The organism is Rhodococcus sp. 077-4 (assembly GCF_047782425.1).
Classification (GTDB): domain Bacteria; phylum Actinomycetota; class Actinomycetes; order Mycobacteriales; family Mycobacteriaceae; genus Rhodococcoides.
The window spans coordinates 152,971-169,181 of the sequence record NZ_JAJPWC010000006.1 but is presented as its reverse complement, the minus strand read 5'-3'; the positions used below and the strand labels follow the sequence as shown (position 1 = coordinate 169,181).

Sequence of the window (16,211 nt, the reverse complement as noted above, 5' to 3'; positions counted from 1 at the left end):
CCGTAAAAGACCTGCGAAACAACAATCCCGAAGGACCGTGAATCAGTCAAAGACATCAAGTCAAATCACTAGCAGAAAAACTCAACTAGCATTCAAAACAACACCCGACAACAACCACCACAAGCGGGCAGCTGATACATCGAATGCATTCACCAAAACAAATAATTTCGGCACTGACATTCATCGACACACTGTTGAGTTCTCAAAGAACACGCACACACCGTCGCTACTGTTCGCACAGCAACTTCGGGGCTTACACGCTCGAACCCCAGACATGGCTGATAACTACTAGCCTTGCCTGGGTTGTTCAGTGCATACTCCGTACAACCTCGTTGTCCCGGTTTGTGAAGACCGGGTCGGTGTCCGTGTCGCTCTGACTCGACAAAAGTTACGCGAAGACCAACGCTTACGCAAATCGCCTGGTCAGATGTAATTTTCGTGTGAACATCTCCCTCGGGGTGACGATCAGACGATCGCGACGGCGTCGATCTCGACCAACATCTCTTCCCTGGGCAGTCCCGTGAACACTGTGGTGCGGCTCGGCAGCACGTCGCCGGACGTGTTCGCGGATACGAACTCTCCGTAGGCGTCGTTCATGATCGAGAAGTCCTCACGCTTGGTCAGATACACACGCAGCATGACGACATCGTCGAATGTGGCACCGCTCGCTTCCACGATGGCTTTGACATTCTCGAGGGTTCGAGTGGTCTGTGCGGCGACGTCACCGGGGAACAGGTACTCGCTCGTGGATGGATCGACCGGTCCCTGGCCGGAAACCTGCACGAACGGGCCCTTCCTGACTCCCTGGGAGAAGGTATGGGCGGGCGCCGGCGCTCCGGCGGTACGGATTTCGATCTTTTCACTCATGGCGTTCCTTTCATCGAACTGTTGGTTGTGCTTCGGGTGTCGGGGCCTTCCGCAGCCGCCAACCCAAATCTTCGGAGATGGCAGCGGCGGTCCGCTGCACCTCGGGAAGTGTTTCCAGAACCTGCTGGTGATCGAGCAACATGTCCGGCACCGACATGGACACCGCAGCGACTACATCCCCGGTTCCGTTGCGGATTGCGCATCCGATGCAGTTGACGAACGACTCGTGCTCCTCGCGATCCTCGGCAAATCCTTGCTCGAGTACCAGGTCCAATTCACGCAGGTAGCCCTCGGCCGACGTGATCGTCCGCTCCGTGAACGCCGTGTACGTGATGCGGTGCGCAATTCGTTCCCGCTCGACCTGTGGACGTGCGGAAACCAGAACCTTCCCCACTGCAGTGCAGTGCAACGGCGCCGGCTTTCCCACTCGCGAATACATCCGCACACTCTGAGTGGCGTCGAGCTTGTCGATGTAGATGGCTTCGCCTGCCTCGTAGGTGGCCAGGTGCACCGTTTGGCCCGTGCTGGAGTTGAGCTCGGCCAGGTGCGGCCGGGCAATGCTGCGTACGTCTCGCTGTTCGAGCGCGTGGTTCGCGAGCTCGAACAGTCGTGAGCCGAGCTGATAGCGGTGGTCGGCATCGTGTTGTACGAACCTGTCGCTCTCCATCGTCCGAAGCAGCCGCAGCACCGTCGTCTTGTGCACCTGGAGAACCGCCGCCAACTCGTCGAGTGATCGCGAGCCGTCACCGAGCATGCCGAGGATCGTCAGCGCCCGCGAGAGACTTTGACTCATTGCACCTCCGAGTGACGCACAGACGCGGCCATGTAGTCGAGCGTCGCCCATTTCTCGTCGGAGAGTTCCGCCAACTCGGTCAGCATGTCCAAAGGCAGAACGGAGGCGATGTCACCGTGCCCGGTCAGCGCTCCAGCCGCGCACAGATGCCCGAACCGAACACGCGCGACGGCACTCCGGTGCGACAGCAGTCCCGTCAGATAGCCGCCTGCGAATGCATCTCCTGCACCGATCTTTTCGACAACGTCGAGCCGCAGCGCCGGAACGTCGACTCGAGCGGTTCCGTCGAACGCAGTCACGGTATGCGCGTCGTTCTTGACCACCAGGTGCTGCGGCTGCGGGAACATCTCGCGCAGCTCGGCGGGATCCGAGGTCCCGAACACGAGCGCAGCTTCGTCGGCACCCATGAACACCACATCGCTCCTTCCCACCTGCTCGCCCAGTAAGGCTGGAGCCGCGTCCACTCGCGACTTCCACAGTGCGGGCCGATAGTTCAGATCGAAACTGATTACCGTGGGGCGATCGGTCAAGCATCGCGTCAGCTCGGCCGCGGTATCCGAAATTGCCACGGTGATTCCCGTGAAGTGGATCAGATCTGCACGTGCAACCAGGTCCGCAGCATTCCCGTCGACATCTGTCGGCGACAGCGCACTCGCAGCCGACCCGGCCCGAAAGTACGTCATCGCACTGTCTCCGTGCGCCAAATCGTGACGCACGCCGGAACCGGAGCCGCGTTCCTTCACATACATGCCCGTGGGTCGCTCGTCGTCGATCGTCACACCGGAGGTGTCGACACCTGCAGCGACCAGCTGGTCGACGAGGTACCGGCCGAATCCGTCGTCGCCCACTCGGGAGATCCACGCGGCGTCGACTCCCAGTTGACCGAACACCCTGGCCACGTTGGCTTCAGCACCTCCGGCCGCGCGGTGGAACGTCTCCGATCTATCCAACGGGCCGGGCTCCGCGACCAGAACGACGAGGCCTTCGCCTACACACACTGCACGTGGTGGTTTCACGCCGTTCTCCTCGAACTCTTGCGGCAACGTTGCCTTTCGTTGCAGACTACAAATCATAGACACATTGCGCAACCAACGTTGCACATAGCGCAACGCGCTCTACTTCCCGACATGAAGGAGACGAACGTGATCGACATCGGTGCCGTTGAGGCGCTCGGGCAACGAATGCTCGGGCCCGAGCACAAAGCACTGCCGCCGAGATCATGGGGACAGACCGTCCAAGACTTCCTCGCCACGTCGCCGCGACTGTCGGAATTCACGACGCCGGTGCTCACCCTCGATCGGCAGCGCATCGCGTCGAACATCTCGGTCATGGCCGACTGGACGGCGCAGGCCGGCGTACTGCTTGCACCCCACGGCAAGACGTCGATGGCCCCGCAATTGTGGAAGCAACAACTCGACGCGGGAAGCTGGGCCATCACTCTCGCAACCGGGTGGCAGGTTCAGGTGGCGCGCTCGTTCGGGGTGGAACGGATCGTGCTCGCCAATGCCGAGATCGATCCCGTAGCGCTGACATGGGTTGCGGCCGAGCTCGATTCGCATCCCACTTTCGAATTCTATTGCTGGGCTGACAGTGTCGCGACCGTGCACGAGATGGACCGCATTCTATCCGCACGGGGAGAGCGCCCCATTGCGGTCGTCGTCGAGCTCGGTGGCCCGCACGGCCGAACCGGCGCGCGCACGATCGACGAAGCGACTGCGGTAGCCCGTGTGATCGCCTCGTCTTCACGGCTCACCCTGGCTGGGGTCGGTGGTTACGAAGGTGCATTGAGCCACGACCGCTCCGAGGGGGGCCTCGAAGTAGTTCGGAACTATCTCGACGCCGTCGCAGACCTGCATCGATCGCTGGACGCCGAAGGCCTCTACGGCGAACATGCGATCGTGACCGCAGGCGGCAGCGCCTACCAGGACCTCGTCGTCGAACGGTTGCTGTCCCTCACCACCGAAGAAGGCGTGCGCACGGATGTGGTGCTGCGCTCGGGTGCCTACGTGGTGCACGACGACGGCTTCTACGCGCAGATCTCACCGCTCACCCCGGCCCGAACCGACGTACCCCTGATCTCGGCGATGCACGGATGGGCTCGCACGGTCTCCCGACCCGAACCGGGTCTCGCATTGCTCGACGCGGGTAAGCGCGACTTTCCGTTCGACGAGGGACTTCCTGTCCCCCAGTATGTTCGGGGAGACGAGCGGCTGAACTCCGACGCCGAAATCACAGCACTGAACGATCAGCATGCGTTCCTTCGCCTACCGGGCGAGGACGCCGCGGCACTGCCGGTGGGATCGGTGGTCAGGTTGGGCCTGTCTCACCCATGCACCGCCTTCGACAAGTGGCGTCTGATTCCCGTGGTGAACGATGCGGACGGCGACGATCCCGTCGTGGTCGATCTCGTGCACACATTCTTCTAGAAAGCCGAAAACGTATGCTCGATATACTCTTTCGCGGTGCCGACGTCATCGACGGCACCGGATCACCGCGACTGCGTCGTGACGTTCTCGTTCACGACGGGATCATCGCGTCGATCACCGAACCCGGTGCCGTCACCGGTGCCGACAGAATCGTCGACGCCACACCGGGTCAGGTTCTGTCCCCCGGCTTCATCGATATGCACGCCCACTCGGACCTGCGGCTACTGACCGACCCCGACCACTTTCCGAAGATCAGTCAGGGCGTCACCACCGAAGTCATCGGACAGGACGGCATTGCCTACGCCCCGATCGACGACGCGACGCTCGACGTGGTGCGGCGTCAGATCGCAGGGTGGAACGGCAATCCCGTCGACCTCGACTTCTCGTGGCGTTCGGTCTCGGAGTACCTCACTCGACTCGACCAGGGGATCACCCCGAACGCCGCCTATCTCGTTCCCCAGGGAACACTGCGTTACCTCGCGGTGGGTGCCGATCAGCGGCCCGCGACGCTGTCCGAGATCGCACACATGCAGGAGTTGTTGGCACAGGGATTGCAGGAGGGTGCCGTCGGAATGTCGAGCGGTTTGACGTACACGCCCGGAATGTACGCGGACACAAGCGAATTGCGTGCACTGTGCGAGGTCGTCGCCGACTTCGGTGGGTTCTACGCACCGCACACTCGGTCGTACGGTGCCGGCGCGCTCGACGCATACCAGGAGATGCTCGATCTCTCACGGGAAACGGGATGTGCGCTGCATCTGACTCACGCGACCATGAACTTCGGCGTCAATCGGGGCCGGGCACGTGAGTTCCTCGACCGCGTCGATTCTGCGATCGCGGACGGATGCGACGTCACCCTCGACACGTATCCCTATCTGCCCGGAGCCACCACACTGTCTGCGCTGCTGCCCAGTTGGGCGATGTCGGGTGGCCCGGACCGCGCGCTGGAACGATTGGACGATCCGGACGCGCGTCGCCGCATCGCACAGGATGTCGACGTGAACGGATCCGACGGCTGCCACGGTGTCACCGTCGAGTGGGAAACCATCCAGCTCAGCGGGGTGGCGAATCCCGAATTGGATCGATACGTCGGTCGCACGATGTCCGAGATCGCAGCAGACGAGGATCGGTCACCGGTGGACGTGTTCTTCGACTTCCTTCGCCGCGATGCGATGGCCACCACCATCCTGCAACACGTCGGACACGAGGAGAACGTGCGCGAGATCATGGCGCACCCACACCATATGGGCGGTAGCGACGCGATTCTGGTCGGCGAGAAGCCGCACCCACGCGCTTGGGGCACCTTCCCTCGCTACCTGGGTCACTACGTCCGGGACGAGCAGTTGCTCTCGCTCGAAGAGTGCATCAATCACCTCACCGGTCGCCCCGCGGCCCGCCTACGACTGCGTGCACGCGGCACCATCGCCGAAGGCCACGCGGCCGATCTCGTTCTGTTCGACCCGGCCACCGTGCGTGATACCGCCACGTTCGAGAACCCGAAGCAACAGGCCAAGGGCATCAGCCACGTCATGGTCAACGGCGCGTTCGCCATCGACGATCATCTCCCCACTCATTCTCTGGCAGGTCACGCCTTGCGAATGGATCCCACCGGAAAGCAGACATCATGAGCGCACTGACCACGATTCTCGAGGACCGCGCACTGTCGGTGGTCCGCGCCCCGCACATCTGCGATCCTGCTGCATTGGCAAATGCGCTCGCCCGCGGCGGAATTCGCGCACTCGAATTGACCTTCACCACGCCCGGCGTCCTCGACCTCATCCGCGCGGCATCGGACGCGGGTGCCGTAGTCGGGGCCGGCACGGTCCTGACCGCCGATCAAGCGCGGTCGGCGATCGACGCAGGTGCACGTTTCGTCGTCACCCCTGGGCTGCGTCCCGACGTTGCCGCCGTCGTCACAGACGCGGGGATCCCACTGATGATGGGTGCGCTCACCCCTTCCGAAGTGATGACCGCGCTCGATCTCGGGGCGGACGCCGTCAAGATATTTCCGGCACGAACCGTCGGGCCTGCGTATTTCAAAGATCTGCTGGGACCGTTCCCCGACGCGAAACTCGTTCCGTCCGGCGGCGTCAACGCGGGCAACGCCGCTCAATTCCTCGCGTTCGGTGCCGTAGCAGTGACGGCAGGCACCGACGTGGTTCCACCGGCATCGGTTGCCGCTGCCCAGTGGGACGACATCACCGCACGAGCGCAGACGTTCGTGGCGGCCATCAGTGCAGACATCAAGGAAGGCTCGTCATGAATTCTGTTGTCGACTGGCTCAGAACCTCCACTCCAGGCCTACTAGTGCTGTGCGGCATAGCAATCGCCGTATTGCTCGTGGTCATCATCAAGGTCAAGCTCGAGCCGTTCATCGCGCTTCTCATCGTCGGACTCGGCTTGGCTCTGGCCGCCGGTTTGCCGGTCAACCAGATAGTCGGCACCGCAATCAAGAGCAACGAGTCGTTGCTCGAGACCGGGTTCGGCGGCATCCTGGGACACATCGCCGTCATCATCGGACTGGGAACGGTACTCGGTGCAATCCTCGAAAAGTCCGGCGGTGCACAAGCACTGACCGCGAAGCTTCTTGGCGTCTTCGGAGAACGCGGAGCACCCATAGCAATGGGGCTGCTCGGATTGATCTTCGGCATTCCGGTGTTCTTCGACATCGGAATCTTCGTGTTGGCACCGCTGGTCTACGTGGCTGCCCGCCAAGGCGGAAAGTCGTTGGTGCTCTTTGCACTGCCGATGCTGGCAGGGTTGTCCATGACGCACGCCTTCCTGCCGCCGCATCCCGGGCCGGTCGCCCTCGGCGGATTGCTCGAGGTGAACCTGGGCTGGCTCATCCTGTTCGGATTCGTCTGCGGCATTCCAGGATTCATTGCCGCAGGCCTGGTGTGGGGCAACTGGATCGGCAAGCGGATCATCGTCGACGTACCCGACGACTTCATCAACGACGCAGACGACGCGAGCACCACCCAGGATGGTGGCACCGGTTCGGTTGCCACCAAACGCCCGATCGTCACGACGCCACCGTCGGTCGGAACGATCGGAGCGATCATTGCCGTTCCGCTGGTCCTGATCCTCGGTGCCACATTCGGCAGCATTCTGCTCGATCCCGGCAACCTCCTCGAAGTGCTCACGTTCTTCGGCACACCCGCCGTCGCGCTGCTCATCGCAGTACTGATTGCGTTCTACGTGCTGGGCATTCGCCGCGGATCCACCGTCCAGGAGCTGAGTAAGCTCACCGGAGAGTCACTGCGCCCCGTCGGCATGTTGCTGCTCGTCGTAGGCGCAGGCGCATTTTTCGGAAAGGTCATCTCCGCCACGGGCATCGGCACCGCACTGGCCGACACCATGGCAGCCGCAGGCCTGCCGATCATCGTCCTGGCCTACATCATCAGCTGCGCACTGCGGGTGGCACAGGGCTCGGCCACCGTGGCCATCGTGACGACCGGCGGAATCGTCGGCCCCCTCGTGGCAGCACAGGACTACTCGGCTCCGGCCATCGCACTGATCGCAATGTCGATCGCAGCGGGCTCGATCATCGCCAGCCACGTCAACGACGGCGGATTCTGGATCATCGCGAAGTTCTTCAACCTGACCGTCAAACAGACCCTGCAAACATGGACCGTCCTCGAAACGATCCTGTCCGTGGTCAGCTTCGCCGTCGCGGGAATTCTGTTCGCGATCATCGCCTGACACCGGTGGCGCGATTGTGTGCCTGGACCGGCACCCGATCGCGCCACTGCGTCCTATGGGGCACTCATTCGCGCCACTGCGTCCGCACTTGATCACCCACGAAATGCGTGTTCTGAGCAGACATCTCGCGGCTACCCGAGCGCCCGACGAGGTCGTCGATTCGATCGTCGAGACTGTGGGCGCGGGCCATGGCGTCGGAAGTGCGTGCCTCGGTCTCGGACGACTCGACCAGGTTCGCAAGGCGGACCAAGGCAGCCACCCGACCGGTCGACTGCCTCCACACCACTTCCAATGCGCCACGGCGAGATTCGACCTGCGCGGCAGTCTCCTCGTCGACCATCGTCTCGCCGATGCGGTCGAGCTCGGTCGCCACCGTGCGCAGCGACGTGGCATCGACAGAGATATCGGTGAGCTCGACGAACAGGTCGAGCTGATTGCGCTGGATCTCGAAGTACGTCGACTGCCATGCGGGCGACCTACGAATCCGGTCGAACGAAGAGCCGGCCAGGAACAGCAGGGTGTCGTAGCGGTCGGCGAAGCGGTCGTCCTTGCGATCCACGAACTGATCCATTTTTCCGGTCGCCCACTCGATCCTGTCGGACACCGGGGTCTTGCGCGCCAGCGTGCTCACCCGGTCGGTGGCCGCGTCCACCAGTGACAAACCCCGCTCGGCGAGGGGACCGAACTTCTGCGGCGCTGGCGTCCTGGTCAATGCGTCGAAGACTGCGTCGCGCTGATCCAGATCGAGGTGCACACCTTCGCGCCGCTCCTTGCGCGCCGCACGCACCCCGGTGGCGTAGTGCCGGTTGGACATCACCACGGTGGTGCGCTGATGGTTGATGCGCTTGGTCAACTCCGCAACTCGAAGTTTGTACACAAGAGCCGATCCGGGCTTGCTCGTCGTGTCCTTCGCAAGCCATCGGTCACGCTCGTCCACCAGGTTTCGCAGCGCGCCGAACCCACCGATGGACGGCAACGAGCGTCCGGCATGCCATCGTGCGACGAGCGCCGCTCTGGTGGCCTCGTCCACCCGACCGGCCGCGATGGCGACAGCGGCCGCGTCGGAAAGTGGCTCCGAACGACCGGGCATCCGGCAGTCGGCGCAGCGACTGTGAACCTCGTCGTCGAATCGGGCACGCTGTTCGGCTGATCCACTGTCATCGAACTCGGACATCGTCTCTCCTCGGTCACGCTGCATCGCCGGTGTCGTCGATGGATCGCTCGCATTCGAGTGTTCCAGAAAGTCAGATCGCCCCACGTAGCGATTGCTCGGTCTGCGGCTCCTTCTCGGCCAGCAGGGTGCGCGCCACGTCCAGACCCTCCCAGACGTTCCACATCAGCACACCCCGCACGACGGCATCGTCGTCCAGGTAGTACACGACGCCCTCTTTGCCGACGGACTTCCAGTCCTCGACGGTGTGCAGCGATGAGGAGAGCGTGCCGATCGCCTGATAGCCGTCGTCGTAGACGTCGGAATAGAAGTACGGAGTGTACGAGTAGGGCTCCGCGGCACCGGCCATGTTGCGGCCCGCAGCCTTGCCCATCTCAGTGGCGTTGTCCACGTGCTCGATGCGTCGTCGCCCGAGGATCGCGTCGGGATAGCTTGCCACGTCACCGGCCGCGTAGACGCGAACGTCCTCGGTTCGCAGGAACTCGTCGACGACGATGCCGTCGTCCACAGTCAGTCCGGCGGCCTCGGCCAATTCGCTGCTGGGGCGAACACCGAGACCGAACGCCACGCCGTCCGCCTCCACCGCCGAACCGTCGTCGAGTTGCAGTTGTACGCGCGCAGACGCCTCTGCACCGGAAACGACCTTCGCACCCCGGCGGACGGTCACTCCGTGACCGGCGAATCCTTTGTCGAAGGCGGCAGCCAGGCTCGGCGGAAACATGTGCCCGCCGAGTACGGCGTCCGACGTCACCAAGGTGACCTTCACACCTTGCCCGGACAAGGCCGCGGCGATCTCGGTGCCGATGTATCCGCCGCCGACCACGGCAATGTGATCGGCGGTCTTCGTCAGCTCGCGCAGCGCTCGGTAATCGGCGAACGTGCGGAAATACACCACCCGTGGGCTGGAAGCGAGTTCGATTCCGGTCGGTGTTGCCCCCGTCGCCAGGAGCAGCGTCCCGTACTCGTGGCGATCCCCGGCCTGCGTCGTCACCGACGAGTCCGATCGATTCACCGACGCGACGCGAGTTCCGGTGTGTACCTCGGCACCGGTATCGGCAGCAGTATCGAGCGAGACCTGATCTCGGCCGAAGTCTTTGTCCGTCCACAGCTTCTTCGACAGCGCCGGCCTCGAATACGGCTCGTCGGAGTCCGCGCCGAGGATCGCGATGGATCCCGTGGTGTCTCGCTCGCGGATCCCACGGGCTGCACTGTCGGCCACCATTCCTCCGCCGATGATCAGGTAGTCGTAACGCATTGTTCACTCCTCGAAAGTCGACGTGGTTCGCGTCGACGACTACCCGCATCGACGCGGGCACAACCCTACGAGCCGGTCCAGCAGGTGAACCGCAGGTAGTGAACCGACCGCACTGTATGCAGCATCACACCTCCAAGAGGTTGGCCCAGGCCCGTCGAGTGGGCATCTTGGTCAGGAGGACGAAACATCGTTTTTACTCGAGTCGACCTGTAACGGTTCCGGCCGACCGAACGACTCACACCTCAGGACGCGAACACAAGGAGACGATGTGACTGTTCAGATCGATTCACTCGCTATTGGCACCGACAACGCCGATATCGCGACGGCCGACGTCGACCGACTCTTCGACGAAATTTCAACGCTGGACGCCAACATCCTCGACGCCATCGAGCGTCGCACCGACTTGGCACGCACGCTCGCTGCGGCCACACCCGACGCAGCCGCGTCGGACCAGGTAGCCGATCCGTACGCCGATCTCGGGAACGACGGTCACGTGTTCTCGCGCATGCTGTCTCGCCTCGCGCAGATCAGCCGATAACGCCCCCTCAGCTTCGCAGTCCGCGACCCCGTCGAGCATTCGCTCGGCGGGGTCGCGTCGTGTCGGCACCTGTGTCCGGTGAGTTTGCGGCCCGACAGCTGTCAGTAGAAGCAAGACCGTTGTTCGACGGTTCGACGCAGCAGGTTCTCGCAGAATAGGTACTTCACATGTCCCGTTTGCTGTTCGCCAATATGCCCGTCCGCGATGTCGTTGCCACCCGCGCATTCTTCGAGGGACTCGGATTCGAGTTCAACGACGTGTTCAGTGACGAGAACTGTGCCTCCATGGTCGTCAGCGACCAAGCCACGGTGATGTTTCTGGCCACGTCTCGATTCGAGGACTTCATCTCGGATTCGATCTGCGACACAGGTTCGGCTCGCGAGGTCCTGATGTGTATCTCGGCCGACAGTCGCGACGAAGTCGACTCGCTCACCGACGCAGCGATCGCGGCTGGTGGAACCAAGTGGATGGAGCCACAGGATCACGGCTTCATGTACGGCAGGGCATTCCGGGACCTCGACAACCACGTCTGGGAAGTGATGTGGATGGACCCTTCGGCCGTCCCACAGGGCTGATCGGCCGGTGTTCAGAGGCGGTCGGGCAGGCCGAATCGGTCGAAGAGGGACAGATCGAAGAAGCAGGCCACATGCCCGACGCCTGTGGCATCCACATCGAGGACGTGCAGCTGGAACGGCCGATGTACGCCGTCCTCACCGAGCATGTACAGCCCGTACGCGGGTTGACCGTTGGCCGAGGTCGGCACCATCCGCATGTCGCCTGCCCCGTTCGCCGGGCAGTTGTTTCGGATGAGGGAGCCGATCGTCTCGGCCCCCCGGTACCAACCGACGAACGGCGGCATCTCCCAGACCGCGTCCGAGGTGAACAGCGTGACCAACCGGTCGATGTCGTATCGCTCGAAGCACTCCACGTACTGACTGAGCAGCTCCTGCAATTCGGCCGACTCCATGGGCTCGACGCTGTCGAGTTCCGGCGCGATCTCGTCGAGCCGTTCCCTCGCTCGCTGCAGCAGGCTGTTCACTGCCGTCGTCGTCGTGGCGAGAACCTCGGCCACCTCCGACGCCTTCCACTGCAACACCTCGCGCATCAGCAGAACCGCGCGCTGTCGGGACGACAGATGTTGCAGAGAAGCGACGAAGGCAAGGCGCACCGATTCCTTTGCCACGACGATCGAGGCCGGGTCACTCGAGTCCGCCAGCTCGGAATCGGCGATGGGCTCGAGCCACGGTATCTCGTTGTTCTGCACCAGTTCGTCGGTGGGACCGGAACTCTGTGCACCCAAGCCGGTCGGCAGCGGACGCTTGGCACGACCCTCCAACGCAGTGAGACAGGTGTTGGTCGCAATTCGGTACAGCCAGGTGCGCAGGGACGAGCGGCCCTCGTATTTGGAGTAGCCCCGCCACGCGCGAATGTACGTTTCCTGCAGCAGATCTTCCGCATCGTGGATCGACCCGGTCATGCGATAACAGTGCGCCAACAGCTCGCGACGGAACGGGTCGAACTGCGCGACGAAGTCGTCCGTCTGTTCGGGAGCCACGGTCATGCGGTAGAGCGTAAACCGGACACGAACGCGGCACAGCTCGAACGCGCGCCATCGACGGTGATTGCCCACGCTTCTGCGTTAACCTCGGCAACGTGACATCGGCAACGAGCATCGACGACTTGGTCGAGGAGCTGTACCTGCATCGCCGTCGGGCGTGGGAAGCCGCTCTCGTCACCGCACAGAACTTCCTCGAAACCATCGCCGACGAAATTCTCGAGGACGTCGATCGAGACCGACTGAACGCGCAGACCGCACGCATCAAGGACCCCGGCAGATCGGCCGACAAACTGCGCCGCTATCTCTCCGAGGGCCGCATCACCGAGCCCACCGACGTCGATGCCGTGGCCGAGGCGCTTCCCGATCTCGTCGGCATCAAGGTGCTGTGCAAGACCCCACGCGACCAGCTCACGTTCGTCGCGGCGCTCGAGCGCGCGTGTAACGACCCGAAATGCTCCGTCCGGTTCGCGCAGCCACCGACCGACTATGTCGCCTTTCCCAAACCCAGCGGCTACCGCGCGTATCACGCCGTGCTGGTCGTTCGAGTGGCCACGCATCAGGGTGATCTCGACGTGAAGGTGGAAGTTCAGGTCAAGACGCGCCTGCAGGACGCCTGGGGCGAGCTGACGCACGAGGACATGTACAAGCCCGGTGAAGCACTGAAGCCGACCAAGAAGCACACCGATTACGCCGCGCACATGGCCCACCTCCTCGACCAGGTGGACGCGATGGCCGACGATCTCGCCGCGCAACTCGATTCGTTGACGGCCGCATCGAAGGACGGCAGCGTGCTCGCCGCCGACCCGATCCCGAAAGATCCGGATTTCATTCGCGCCCGGGTCACCCGCACCGGGCCTCGGTACGCGCTCGCGGTCGGTCCCGACGGCCGTCGGGGTCTCGTCCCCGCTCGTTCGGTCAAGGCTGTCATCGGCTCGACCGACCGTATTGCCGTCAACGATTACCTCGAGGTGGGCGACTACATCGACGTGGTGGTCGAGGACTCGGAGGACGCGCTGTACTACCACCTCACCTCGCAGCCGCCACGACGCAAGCCTGCAAAGAAGCGCAAGCGCTGACCTGCGGTTCTCAGGAACATCTCACGTCGATCCGGTAGGAATGACTTCTCGTGACCACTACCGAGAAATCCACGGTCGTCACCGATGCCGACATTGTCGACGAATCGACCGACGACAGAGGGACCGACCGAACAGACCGGCGCGCACGATTCCGCAGTGCCGAGACGTTGGTTCCGGCCGTCTCGTTCGCCGTGCTGGCACCGCTGTACGCGGTGATGTCGGTCCTCGGCCATCGCCAGCTCCGCACATCCGGATTCGATCTCGGGATTTTCGTCCAGCAGATCGCGTCGTACTCGCAGTTTCGCGCGCCGACCTCCGACCTGCTGGGCACCGGTTACAACACGCTCGGCGACCACTTCTCGCCCATCACCGCGCTGCTAAGCCCTGTCTATCGCCTGTTCCCACACGCCGAGACGTTGCTGATTGCGCAGGCCGTGTTGTTTGCGCTCGCGGTGATCCCCTTGAGCCGACTGGCGGTGCAGAAGTTCGGAACCGTCGTCGCCGTCGTGATCGCTGCGGCGTTCGGACTGTCCTGGGGCGTGCAGGCGGCACTGAACTTCGACTTTCACGAGGTGGCGTTCGCGATGCCGCTGTTGGCGATGTCGATGGTCGCACTGGTTCGTCAGCGTTGGCTGCCGGCCTTGGCCTGGGCATTGCCGCTGGTGTTCGTCAAAGAGGACATGGGCCTGACCGTCGTCGTCATCGGCGCACTGGTGGCCTTGTGGACGAGCGGGCGAACACGAATTCTGGGAATACTGACCGCTGTCTGGGGCCTGACCTGGGTGGTTCTCGCCGTCAAGGTGATAGTCCCGGCGCTCAGCACCGACAATTCGTACGACCAAGGCTCGAAGCTACCGCCGCTCGGCGAAGGCATTGCGGACACCGCGCACGGCCTGGTTGCCGGCGATTCCCGCGCTGCCACCGCCTTCCTGCTGCTCGCGGTCACCGGGTTCTTCGCCCTACGGTCCCCACTGCTCCTGGTAGCCGTGCCGACGGTCGCATGGCGCTTTCTGAGCGACAACACCAACTTCTGGAAGCCGATCTATCACTACAACGCGGTCCTGATGGTCATCGTGTTCGTCGCGCTGCTCGACGCGTTGGTGCGTAGTCACCGGCATGGTCAACTCACCGACCGCGGCCGCAAGCTGATCGTCGCGTTCGTGGCGGCATTCGCGGTGATCGCACTTCCGTTCCTGCCCATGGCCCGTCTGGTGCACGCGCAGGAGTGGACGATCGACCCGCAGGCCGCAACGGCCCGTGACATCTCGGGGTGGATTCCGGCCGGTGATCGCGTTGCGGCGTCGAACAATCTCGTGGCCCAACTCGTCGCCGACCATGACGTGTCGGTCTTTCCGCAGCGCGCAACCGACTCGACGGTCCCCGACTGGATCGTCGTCAACCGGCAGCGGCCTGCGGGTTGGCCGACGGACGAGAGTGGCGACCGTCAGGCGATCGACCGCGCGCTGTCGAGTGGATACGACCGGGTCTATTCCGTCGACGGCATCGAGGTCCTGCACCGCGAGTGACAGCGCACGATTAGTGTTTGGACACAGGGACCCTTCGCTCGACACATCGTGACGACAACTACAAGGCAGGTACAGGACATCGACGCTCGAACCGGCGATCTCGGCGCCACCAAGACCGCATCGAAGCGCTCACCGTGGAATCGAAAGAACCCCTACCGCGCGAAGGTTCTGAGCAACCGGCGCCTGTCCGGTCCGACCTCGGCAAAGGAAGTTCGACACTTCGAGATCGCGCTGGGCGATAGCGGCATCTCCTACGAAGCCGGTGACGGATTCGGCGTCAAACCCGTCAACGACGCGGCGCTGGTCTCGGCCGTCATCGAACGGCTCGGAGTGCCGGCCGATACCGCGGTGCACACGAAGTCCGGTGAGATCACGCTTGCTCACGCGTTGACCACGGACTACGAAATCGGTATTCCGTCGATGGACTTGATCGAGGCCGTGGCCGAACATGCCGGTGACGCCGAACTCGATCACGTCCTGCAGAACGGTGACCGCGCATCGTTCGATGCCTGGACGTGGGGCCGCGACGTGGTGGACGTTCTCGATCTCGATCGGTCGCGCGTACTCGATCCGGCCGAATTCCTCGGCTTGCTGCGTCCTCTGCAGCATCGCGTCTACTCGATTTCGTCGTCACCGATCGCGCACGAAGGCACCGTGCACCTGACTGTGTCCACGGTCAGATACCGCTCGGCCGAGCGTGACCGCGGTGGCGTCTGCTCGACGTATCTGGCCGATCGGGTCGGCGACGCACACGAGGCAGGGGTGTTCTTGTCGGCCAACAAGTCCTTCCGCCTCCCGTCCGACGACACCCCGATCATCATGATCGGGCCGGGAACCGGAGTGGCACCGTTCCGTGCATTCCTGCACGAGCGTCGCGCGCGCGGCGCGTCGGGCGAGAACTGGCTGTTCTCCGGGGACCAGCATCGAGCGAGCGACTTTCTCTACCGAGACGAACTCGACGAGTTCGAGCGCGACGGTCTACTGACTCGACTCGATCTGGCTTTCTCCCGCGATCAGCCTCAGAAGATCTACGTACAGCACCGCATGCGTGAGGCGGGTGAACAGCTGTACGGATGGCTAGAGGCAGGTGCGCACCTCTACGTCTGCGGTGATGCGGCCCGTATGGCCAAGGGTGTCGACGAAGCACTGCACGAGATCGTCGCCGAACACGGTGGCCGCTCCCCCGACGCCGCCGAGGACTACGTCAACGACCTCAAGCAAACCAAGCGCTACCTGCGCGACGTGTACTGACGCCGGAGTTCTTGTCGGACCCCCTCGCTACGGTTTAGGACACAGGCA

The 16,211-nt window shown here is 63.3% G+C and carries 14 protein-coding genes and 1 pseudogene; 9 read left to right on the top strand and 6 right to left on the bottom strand.

Annotated features, from left to right (window positions below):
• Nucleotides 1–465: 465 nt before the first annotated feature.
• From ACNEOT_RS23710 to ACNEOT_RS23700, 3 genes are read right to left on the bottom strand one after another with little or no spacing between them, the layout of a single operon-like run.
• Nucleotides 466–867 carry a RidA family protein gene (locus tag ACNEOT_RS23710; protein WP_415977120.1) on the bottom strand — a complete coding sequence of 134 codons (402 nt, stop codon included), beginning with the start codon at nt 865–867 and terminating at the stop codon, nt 466–468.
• Nucleotides 868–877: 10 nt separating this feature from the next.
• Nucleotides 878–1,660: an IclR family transcriptional regulator gene (locus tag ACNEOT_RS23705; protein ID WP_415977119.1), complete on the bottom strand. Its 783-nt coding sequence runs from the start codon at nt 1,658–1,660 to the stop codon at nt 878–880.
• Nucleotides 1,657–2,676 (bottom strand): sugar kinase, encoded by a 1,020-nt coding sequence (locus ACNEOT_RS23700; protein ID WP_415977117.1) that lies wholly within the window; start codon nt 2,674–2,676, stop codon nt 1,657–1,659. Before ACNEOT_RS23700 ends, ACNEOT_RS23705 begins: the two co-directional genes overlap by 4 nt.
• A gap of 111 nt (nt 2,677–2,787) precedes the next feature.
• Between ACNEOT_RS23700 and ACNEOT_RS23695 the strand changes: the two genes are divergently transcribed.
• From ACNEOT_RS23695 to ACNEOT_RS23680, 4 genes are read left to right on the top strand one after another with little or no spacing between them, the layout of a single operon-like run.
• A complete protein-coding gene (locus ACNEOT_RS23695; RefSeq protein ID WP_415977116.1) occupies nt 2,788–4,086 on the top strand; it encodes an amino acid deaminase in 1,299 nt (432 codons plus the stop codon).
• 14 nt (nt 4,087–4,100) lie between these two features.
• The gene (locus ACNEOT_RS23690; RefSeq protein ID WP_415977115.1) at nt 4,101–5,714 is read left to right on the top strand and encodes an N-acyl-D-amino-acid deacylase family protein; all 1,614 of its coding nucleotides are present in this window, start codon (nt 4,101–4,103) and stop codon (nt 5,712–5,714) included.
• A complete protein-coding gene (locus tag ACNEOT_RS23685; protein ID WP_415977114.1) occupies nt 5,711–6,349 on the top strand; it encodes a bifunctional 4-hydroxy-2-oxoglutarate aldolase/2-dehydro-3-deoxy-phosphogluconate aldolase in 639 nt (212 codons plus the stop codon). Before ACNEOT_RS23690 ends, ACNEOT_RS23685 begins: the two co-directional genes overlap by 4 nt.
• A complete protein-coding gene (locus tag ACNEOT_RS23680) occupies nt 6,346–7,788 on the top strand; it encodes a GntP family permease (RefSeq protein ID WP_415977113.1) in 1,443 nt (480 codons plus the stop codon). The genes ACNEOT_RS23685 and ACNEOT_RS23680 overlap by 4 nt, the downstream gene beginning before the upstream one ends.
• 64 nt (nt 7,789–7,852) lie before the next feature.
• Here ACNEOT_RS23680 and ACNEOT_RS23675 read toward each other — a convergent pair whose 3' ends face one another.
• The gene (locus tag ACNEOT_RS23675; RefSeq protein ID WP_415977112.1) at nt 7,853–8,962 is read right to left on the bottom strand and encodes a hypothetical protein; all 1,110 of its coding nucleotides are present in this window, start codon (nt 8,960–8,962) and stop codon (nt 7,853–7,855) included.
• 70 nt (nt 8,963–9,032) lie between these two features.
• Nucleotides 9,033–10,214, bottom strand: coding sequence for an NAD(P)/FAD-dependent oxidoreductase (locus tag ACNEOT_RS23670; protein WP_415977111.1), 1,182 nt, complete (start codon nt 10,212–10,214; stop codon nt 9,033–9,035).
• A 268-nt stretch (nt 10,215–10,482) separates the two neighbouring features.
• Here ACNEOT_RS23670 and ACNEOT_RS23665 point away from each other — a divergent pair, with 268 nt between their 5' ends.
• Both ACNEOT_RS23665 and ACNEOT_RS23660 read left to right on the top strand, forming a co-directional pair.
• Nucleotides 10,483–10,752, top strand: coding sequence for a chorismate mutase (locus ACNEOT_RS23665; protein WP_415977109.1), 270 nt, complete (start codon nt 10,483–10,485; stop codon nt 10,750–10,752).
• A 167-nt stretch (nt 10,753–10,919) separates the two neighbouring features.
• Nucleotides 10,920–11,327 carry a VOC family protein gene (locus tag ACNEOT_RS23660; protein WP_415977108.1) on the top strand — a complete coding sequence of 136 codons (408 nt, stop codon included), beginning with the start codon at nt 10,920–10,922 and terminating at the stop codon, nt 11,325–11,327.
• 11 nt (nt 11,328–11,338) lie between these two features.
• Here the strand turns inward: ACNEOT_RS23660 and ACNEOT_RS23655 are convergent, their stop codons facing one another.
• Entirely contained in the window at nt 11,339–12,313 is a 975-nt protein-coding gene (locus ACNEOT_RS23655; RefSeq protein ID WP_415977107.1) for a sigma-70 family RNA polymerase sigma factor, read from the bottom strand.
• Between the two features lie 92 nt (nt 12,314–12,405).
• On the opposite strand from ACNEOT_RS23655, the gene ACNEOT_RS23650 reads away from it, so the two are divergent.
• The 3 genes and pseudogenes from ACNEOT_RS23650 to ACNEOT_RS23640 form a co-directional block, all read left to right on the top strand.
• Nucleotides 12,406–13,386, top strand: a complete 981-nt coding sequence (locus ACNEOT_RS23650; RefSeq protein WP_415977106.1) for a GTP pyrophosphokinase — start codon at nt 12,406–12,408, stop codon at nt 13,384–13,386.
• Between the two features lie 50 nt (nt 13,387–13,436).
• Entirely contained in the window at nt 13,437–14,912 is a 1,476-nt protein-coding gene (locus tag ACNEOT_RS23645; RefSeq protein WP_415977105.1) for a DUF2079 domain-containing protein, read from the top strand.
• 108 nt (nt 14,913–15,020) lie between these two features.
• Nucleotides 15,021–16,163, top strand: a pseudogene (locus tag ACNEOT_RS23640) (sulfite reductase subunit alpha); the annotation flags it as partial.
• Nucleotides 16,164–16,211: the final 48 nt, after the last annotated feature.